The organism is Actinokineospora auranticolor, assembly GCF_002934265.1.
In the GTDB taxonomy this organism is placed as follows: Bacteria; Actinomycetota; Actinomycetes; order Mycobacteriales; family Pseudonocardiaceae; genus Actinokineospora; species Actinokineospora auranticolor.
Map to the genome: position 1 here is coordinate 89,712 of NZ_PTIX01000027.1, position 6,568 is coordinate 96,279.

At 71.3% G+C, this 6,568-nt stretch carries 6 protein-coding genes; 3 read left to right on the top strand and 3 right to left on the bottom strand.

The features are described from left to right. Position 1 precedes the first annotated feature (1 nt). Complete coding sequence (locus CLV40_RS31720) at positions 2 to 1,003, bottom strand: LysR family transcriptional regulator (protein ID WP_104482697.1); 1,002 nt, start codon at positions 1,001 to 1,003, stop codon at positions 2 to 4. A gap of 186 nt (positions 1,004 to 1,189) precedes the next feature. Further along, the gene (locus CLV40_RS31725; protein ID WP_104482698.1) at positions 1,190 to 1,588 is read right to left on the bottom strand and encodes a gamma carbonic anhydrase family protein; all 399 of its coding nucleotides are present in this window, start codon (positions 1,586 to 1,588) and stop codon (positions 1,190 to 1,192) included. Here CLV40_RS31725 and CLV40_RS31730 point away from each other — a divergent pair. Further along, complete coding sequence (locus tag CLV40_RS31730) at positions 1,573 to 2,559, top strand: TIGR03617 family F420-dependent LLM class oxidoreductase (RefSeq protein ID WP_104482699.1); 987 nt, start codon at positions 1,573 to 1,575, stop codon at positions 2,557 to 2,559. The genes CLV40_RS31725 and CLV40_RS31730 overlap by 16 nt on opposite strands. Here the strand turns inward: CLV40_RS31730 and CLV40_RS39955 are convergent. Next, positions 2,542 to 3,501: a hypothetical protein gene (locus tag CLV40_RS39955; protein ID WP_245931686.1), complete on the bottom strand. Its 960-nt coding sequence runs from the start codon at positions 3,499 to 3,501 to the stop codon at positions 2,542 to 2,544. The genes CLV40_RS31730 and CLV40_RS39955 overlap by 18 nt on opposite strands. Positions 3,502 to 3,670: 169 nt before the next feature. On the opposite strand from CLV40_RS39955, the gene CLV40_RS31740 reads away from it, so the two are divergent. Further along, entirely contained in the window at positions 3,671 to 4,651 is a 981-nt protein-coding gene (locus CLV40_RS31740; protein ID WP_342752321.1) for a GtrA domain-containing protein, read from the top strand. Then, the gene (locus CLV40_RS31745) at positions 4,648 to 6,387 is read left to right on the top strand and encodes a serine/threonine-protein kinase (RefSeq protein ID WP_104482700.1); all 1,740 of its coding nucleotides are present in this window, start codon (positions 4,648 to 4,650) and stop codon (positions 6,385 to 6,387) included. Before CLV40_RS31740 ends, CLV40_RS31745 begins: the two co-directional genes overlap by 4 nt. Positions 6,388 to 6,568: the final 181 nt, after the last annotated feature.

Consider the following 6,568-nt stretch of genomic DNA (forward strand, 5'->3'; position numbering starts at 1 on the left):
GTCAGCTGGGGCGGGTCGGCCGGGGTAAGGCCAGGGCCGCGTCCACCTCGACGTGCGCCTCGGGGTGCTCCTTCCACCACTGCGCGTACGTCGGGTTGCGGTCGACGATCGACCGGTAGGCGTGCGCGACGCAGGCGAACACCTCGTGCCGCCGGTTGCCCAGCACGCCGTCGAGCCGGATCACCAGCACGACCGGCAACCGCAGCGGCGCGCCGCGCAGCGGGCGGATCTCGAAGCCCGGCCCCCCGAGGGACGCCGGTTGCGCGAGGCACACCCCGCCCGACGCCGCGAGCGCCATGGCGGTGCGCGCTTCCGTGACGTGGTGCGTGATCCGCGGCGTGAAGCCGACCTTCTCGCACGCCTCCCGGAACCCCAGCCGGATCGTGTCCTGGTCCGGCGGCGGGACGATCCAGTCCAGGTCGGCCAGGTCCGCCAGGTCGACCTCGTCCTGCTCGGCCAGCGGGCTGTCGGAGCTGAACGCGACGAACTGCGGCTCCTCGACGATGGTGCGCACCTCGACGTCGCGCAGCATCCGGTGCTCCATGCCCTCGAACCGCTCGAAGACGGCCAGGTCGGCCTGCTTGGCCGAGATCAGGTCGAGCAGCGCGGGCCCGGAGGAGTCGATCTCGGTGCGCAGTTCCGTGCAGCGCACCCACGCGCGCAGCTCGGTGATCAGCGCGCTGGTGAACAGCATCGGGCTCGACGCCAGCACCAGCGGCGCCTCGCCGGGGTTCTGGGTGTGCGTGCGGGCCGAGGCGAGCAGCGCGGACATGTCCTCCAGGACGACCCGGGCGGAGCGCACTACGCTGCGCCCCAGTTCGGTGGGCACGCTGCCGTTGGACGAGCGGCGGAACAGCTCGCCGCCGACCAGGCGCTCGATGGAACGCAGCTGCGCGGTCAGGGCCGGTTGGGTGACGCCGAGCCGGATGGCCGCCTTGGACACACTGCCTTCCTCCGCGATCGCGCAGATCGCCCGGAGGTGCCGGAGTTCGAGTTCGGCCATAAGGGGAATTGATACCCCGTTCGGATGAGGTCCGGCTAGGGGGACCGGGCATATTTCTCCACATCCGGTTCTCGCGCGGACTGCCCCTACCAGGATCCGCGCAGGCCCCGGGGGCACAACTCCCGGAGTCCGGCCAGAACTTCCGGTGCCCGGCACCGCCCACCCATGGCGTGCCGGGCACCGGCTTCACTGCTTTCCGGAGTCCTCGACCGGGCTGGTCCCCGCCGCGTGCCTGCGCGCCAACTCCCGGTAGATCTCCGCGTTGTGGTCGACCCAGACCTTCGGCCCGCCCGCCAGCGGCACCTGCCGCTTCGCCGGGACGCCCATCGCCACCACCTCCGGCGGGACCTCCGTGCCCGGGCCGACCATGGCCCCGGCGGCGATGAGGGTCCGCGCGCCGATCACCGCGCCGTCCTGGATGGTGGCGCCGTACCAGACCGAGGCGCCCGGACCCACGGTGACGTCACCGATCAGGGTCGCGGTGGGTGCGATCCAGGCCGTCGGGTCGCCGCGAGGGCTCTTGCCCTCGAAGGAGTACAGGGGCGTTACCCCACAGTAATGTGGGGCGCATGAGGCTGGACGCAGGCGGTTACGCCGCGACTGTGGTCGAGGCCGGTGAGCGCGTAGTGGCCGCCGAGCGCGACGGCTACGACGGTGTGTGGGTTCCCGAGACGCAGATCGACCCGTTCGTGGGGGTGGCGGTCGGCGCGGACCGCACCGAGCGGATCGAGTTGGTCACCGGGATCGCGGTGGCGTTCGCCCGCAATCCGATGACCGTCGCCGTGCAGGCCAACGACTTGCAAACGCTCTCGGGTGGGCGGTTCGTGCTCGGCCTGGGCTCCCAGGTCAAACCGCACATCACCAAGCGCTTCGGGATGCCGTGGTCGGCGCCCGCCGCGCGGATGCGGGAGTTCGTGCTGGCCGTGCGGGCCATCTGGGCGAGCTTCGAGACCGGTGCGCGGCTGCGGTTCCTGGGCGAGTTCTACCGGCACACGCTGATGACGCCGTTCTTCGACCCCGGCCCCAACCCGTTCGGCAACCCCAAGATCTACCTCGCCGCGGTGGGGCCGTTGATGACCGAGGTCGCCGGTGAAGTGGCCGACGGCGTGCTCTGCCACGGTTTCTCCACCGAGCGCTACCTGCGCGAGGTGACGCTCCCCGCGCTGGAACGCGGTAGGGCGAAAGTCGGTAAGACGCTCGACGGGTTCGACATCAGCGGTCCGGCGTTCATCGCGACCGGCGCGTCGGAGGAGGAGATGACGGCGTCGCTTGCCGAGGCGCGAAAGCAGATCGCGTTCTACGGTTCGACACCGTCTTACCGGCCCGTGCTCGACTTCCACGGCTGGGGCGCCTTGCACGACGAGTTGAACGCGTTGTCCAAGCGGGGTCGGTGGGACGAGATGTCCGCCCTTGTCGACGACGACGTCCTGCACGCGTTCGCCGTGGTCGGTGAGCCCACTGCGGCGGCGACGGAGATCCGCCGCCGCTACGGCGATGTGGTCACCCGGATGTCGGTGCCCTTACCGGTCGCGAAAGCCCTACGCGACGCGGATTAGCGCGGCACCGGCCAGGACGAAGAACACCAGCACGACCAGCGTCCCGGAGTTGCCGCTCGTCGAACTGGTGACGAGCTGGTCGACCGATCCGCTCAGCACGACCCCGCAGTCCGCGAACACCGTGTGCCTGCCCGGCTGCACCCGCTCGAACTCCACCGGCGCGGTGAACTCACCGTTGCCGTCGGACATCGACTCGCCGACCTTGTCGCCCTCGGAGGTGAGGAGAACCGTCCGATTGGGCTCACAACCGGTTCCCTTGGCGACCAAGGGGTCCCCGGGCCGGACGCTCTTGCGGTCGAGCTCCAGCCCCCCGTCGGGTTCCGGGACGTCCGTGACCGGGATCTCAGGCGTCGTGCCGGGCGGCGGGGCCGTACCGTCCGATGTGGACGTCACAGTCTGCGTAGTGGTGCCATCCGTCGAGATCGTTGGCGTTGTGGTGAATCCCGGCCGCGTTGTTATGACCGTGACCGGCGGACGGGTCGTCGAGGAGTTGCCGCCCGGTGGGATGGTCGTCACCGGGGGAACCGTCGTCACCGGCGGTGTGGTCGTAGTGACTGGCGGAACTCTCGTTGTAGTCGTAGTAGTAGTGGTGGTGGGCGGCAATATCGAGGTCACGGTGAAGCGGGTGACCGCGGACGTCTCACCGCAGGTACCCGTGATGGCGTAGGTGCCCGCTTTCGCCGTCCCGGGCGCGGTGGCGCTCACCGAACCGGTGTTGGGCGGCGGCGATCCGGGGGATGACGGGATCGAGGTCAACGCCGAGCTGAACGTGATGATCTTGCAGCCGGTGTTCGGCCGCAGGGTCCACCCGATGGCGAAGGTGGTGCCCGCGGGACCGGCCGCGGGCTTGATCGTCAGGTTGAACGTCACCGCGGCCGGTGCCGCGCCCGCCTGCGAGACGGGGGCCACGGCGAGGAAAACCGCCAGACCCGCAACGGCCAAGCCGGTTAAGCGTCCTCCACTGCGCACGACCGACACTCCTGTCCGTATCCCTGATCCGGCGGAACGCCCCGGACGAGGCCCCGGCCCGTTGTAGCATTCCGCCTCGATCGGGCCCGCCTCAACTCCGGAGTCCTCCATGGGACGTCTTATCGCGGCGACGGTTGCCCTCGTGACGGCCGCGCTGGTGCTCGGCGCGACCCCAGCGGTCGCGCAAGAGGTGGGCGACTCGCTCAGGGTGACGGTCACTCTGGACGGTCAGGACATCACCGACCGCACCGTCACCCTCGACCCCGGGAAACCGGCCGAGCTGTCCGTGACGGCCGAGAACCGGGGCCCGACGGCCCAGAAGGTCCGGCTGATCCGGATCTCCGGTGTGGCCCTGGCCCTGACGTTCTTCGCCTACGACACCAACCTGCCCTTCGAGGTCCCGTCCGGCGGGCGCGTGGTGCGCACGTTCCCACTCGACGTGCGCGACCTCGACGGTCAGGCCACCGGCCTGCTGCCGACCTCGGTGGAACTGCTCGCCGAGGACCGCACCGTGCTCGGCGGCGTGGACACGATCGCCGACGTGCGCGGCACCGTCTGGTCGGTGTACGGCCTGTTCGGCCTGCTGATGCTGGCGCTGACCGCGGCGATCTGGGCCACCGTGCTGTTCGCCCTCGCGCGGCACCGGCTGTCCCCCAACCGGTTCCGCCGCGCGCTGCGGTTCCTGCCCGCGGGCCTGGGCACCGGGCTGGTCGCGGTGGTGACGCTGTCGGTACTCCGTTTGGTGCCACCCGTGGCGCTGGTGGAGATCCCGATCGTGCTGGGCGCCGCGGCGATCGCCATGGTGCTCGGCTTCCTGACCCCGCACCCGGTGCCGCCACTGCCCACACCGGACGCCCCGCTCGACGGTCCGACGGTCGGCATGACGGCCCGCTACACCGGCGCGCAGCCGCCGGTGGTGGCCCAGCCGGAGTACGGCACGCAGGTCACGCCCGCCGCGCCGACATCGATTCACCAGCAGGCGGGTCTGCTCGACGAGTTCATCAAGGACGACCACGCGGGCGCCACCCAGGCACTGCCCGTACCGCCGACCGACGCGACCCAGGCGCTGCCCGCGCCCGGCGCCGCCAAGCCCGATCCGGACACCCCGAGGTGGCCTGAATGACCGCACCCGCCGGGCTCACCGCGGCGCTGCCGCAGTACGCCATCGGCCAGAAGATCGGCTCCGGCGGCATGGGGGTGGTCTACGAGGGCGTGCACCGGTCGCTCGGCAGGCACGTGGCGATCAAGCAGCTGCCATCCGACGTGGTCGGCGACGTCGAGGTCAACGCCCGGTTCGACCGCGAGGCCCGGGTGCTGGCCAGCCTCGACCACCCGCACATCGTGCCGGTCTACGACTACGTGCAGACCGGCCACGACAACCTGCTGGTGATGGAGAAGCTCGACGGCGGCACGGTCTACGACCGCTTCCGCGGCCCCGGCCTGACCGGTGAGCAGACCTGCGCGATCGCCCTGGCCATGCTCGGCGGTCTGCACGCCGCGCACGCCGCCGGGGTGCTGCACCTGGACATCAAGCCGAAGAACCTGCTGTTCACCTCGGCCGGGCTGCTCAAGGTGGCCGACTTCGGCATCGCCCAGGTGGTCAGCGAGGGCGCGACCTTGATGACCCACGCGGGCGAGGTGCTGGGCACCCCGGCCTACATCGCCCCCGAGCAGGCGATGGGCAACGCGCTCACCCCCGCCGCGGACATCTACTCGGCGGGCACGGTGCTGTACGAGCTGCTGTGCGGCGAGCTGCCGTACGACCGCACGCGCGGCGCGGTGAGCATGATGCGGCAGCGCATCTTCAACGACCCGCGACCGCTACCGCGCGTGCCGGACCCGCTGTCCACAGTGGTCATGCGGAGCCTGGCCCGCGACCCGCAGCACCGCTACCGCGACGCCGAGGCGTTCGCCATCGACCTGAGCGCGGCGGCGACGGCGGTGTTCGGCCAGGGGTGGCTGGAGCGCTCGGCGGTGCCGGTGCACCTGGCGCCGCGGGTGAGCGGCGCGATCTCGCAGCAGCTGACCCGTCAGCCGGACCTGCCGACGGTGGTCACGCCGCCGATCCGGGCGACCGCCCAGGACTCGACCCGCACCCTGGACCCGGGCGACTTCCGCGGCAAGCAGCTGCGGCCCGCGCGTGAGCTGATCCAGCAGCCGACCGGCCCCTCGCCGCTGTGGCCCGCGCTCGCGGCGGCGGTGGCCCTGGTCGCGATGGTCGTGGTGCCGTTCCTCGCGCCCAAGGCGCAGGACCACCCGAGCAGCCCGATCACGATCCAGGGCAAGGCCTTGAGCGGTCCCGTCGAGGTGGACCTGACCAAGGAGTTCACCGTCGAGGGGACGATCGAGCGACCCGGGACCGTCAAGTTCGACCTGAACGCCGCGGGCATCCCCTTCGGCAGCTCGATCATGCAGAACGTCCGCCCCGCGGCCGACCGGACCTTCCGGGCCGAGATCACCCCGGACCCGCTGATGCGGTGGCTGGCGGGCGGCGCGGCGACCGGGTCGATCACGGTCGGCGACCAACCCCCGGTGGAGTTCACCCTGGCGTCGTCGGTGCACCCGATGGCCACGGCGATGGGCACCGGCAGCCTCCTGCTGGCCCTGTTCGCCGTGGCCTACGTCGAGTCCCTGATGCGCGCGCTGCGGCGCGGCTACCGCAGGCCCGCCGCGCCGGTCGCGGCGCTGCTGCTGGGTGCCCTGTTCGGCGGTGCGCTGTGGCTGTTCACCTGCGCCCTGTCCAGCCGCGAACCGGCGGCGGGCTACGGCGTCGGCGCGGCGATCGCGGGTGGCCTGGCGGCCGCGGGCTTCGTGCTCGCGACCGCGTGGGCGGCCCGTCGACGGGTCCTGGCGGCCTAGGCGCAATGCCGGTCGGTTAGGTGGTTTCGGCTGGTCGGCGGCGGTGTCGGGTCTTGCTGGGCGGGGTGAGGGTGATGTTCGAGTGAGGTGGTCGGCTGTTTCGGAGTTGTTGTCGGTGTCGTGCGCGTTTGACCGGGAAGTTGCTCATTTTCCGTTTGATCACCCGCGGGTAGCTCCGGTG

Bases quoted from the DNA above. Each gene is read 5' to 3' on its own strand.
- CLV40_RS31720 (WP_104482697.1), bottom strand. From the start codon at position 1,003: ATGGCCGAACTCGAACTCCGGCACCTCCGGGCGATCTGCGCGATCGCG.
- CLV40_RS31730 (WP_104482699.1), top strand. From the start codon at position 1,573: ATGAGGCTGGACGCAGGCGGTTACGCCGCGACTGTGGTCGAGGCCGGT.
- CLV40_RS31745 (WP_104482700.1), top strand. From the start codon at position 4,648: ATGACCGCACCCGCCGGGCTCACCGCGGCGCTGCCGCAGTACGCCATC.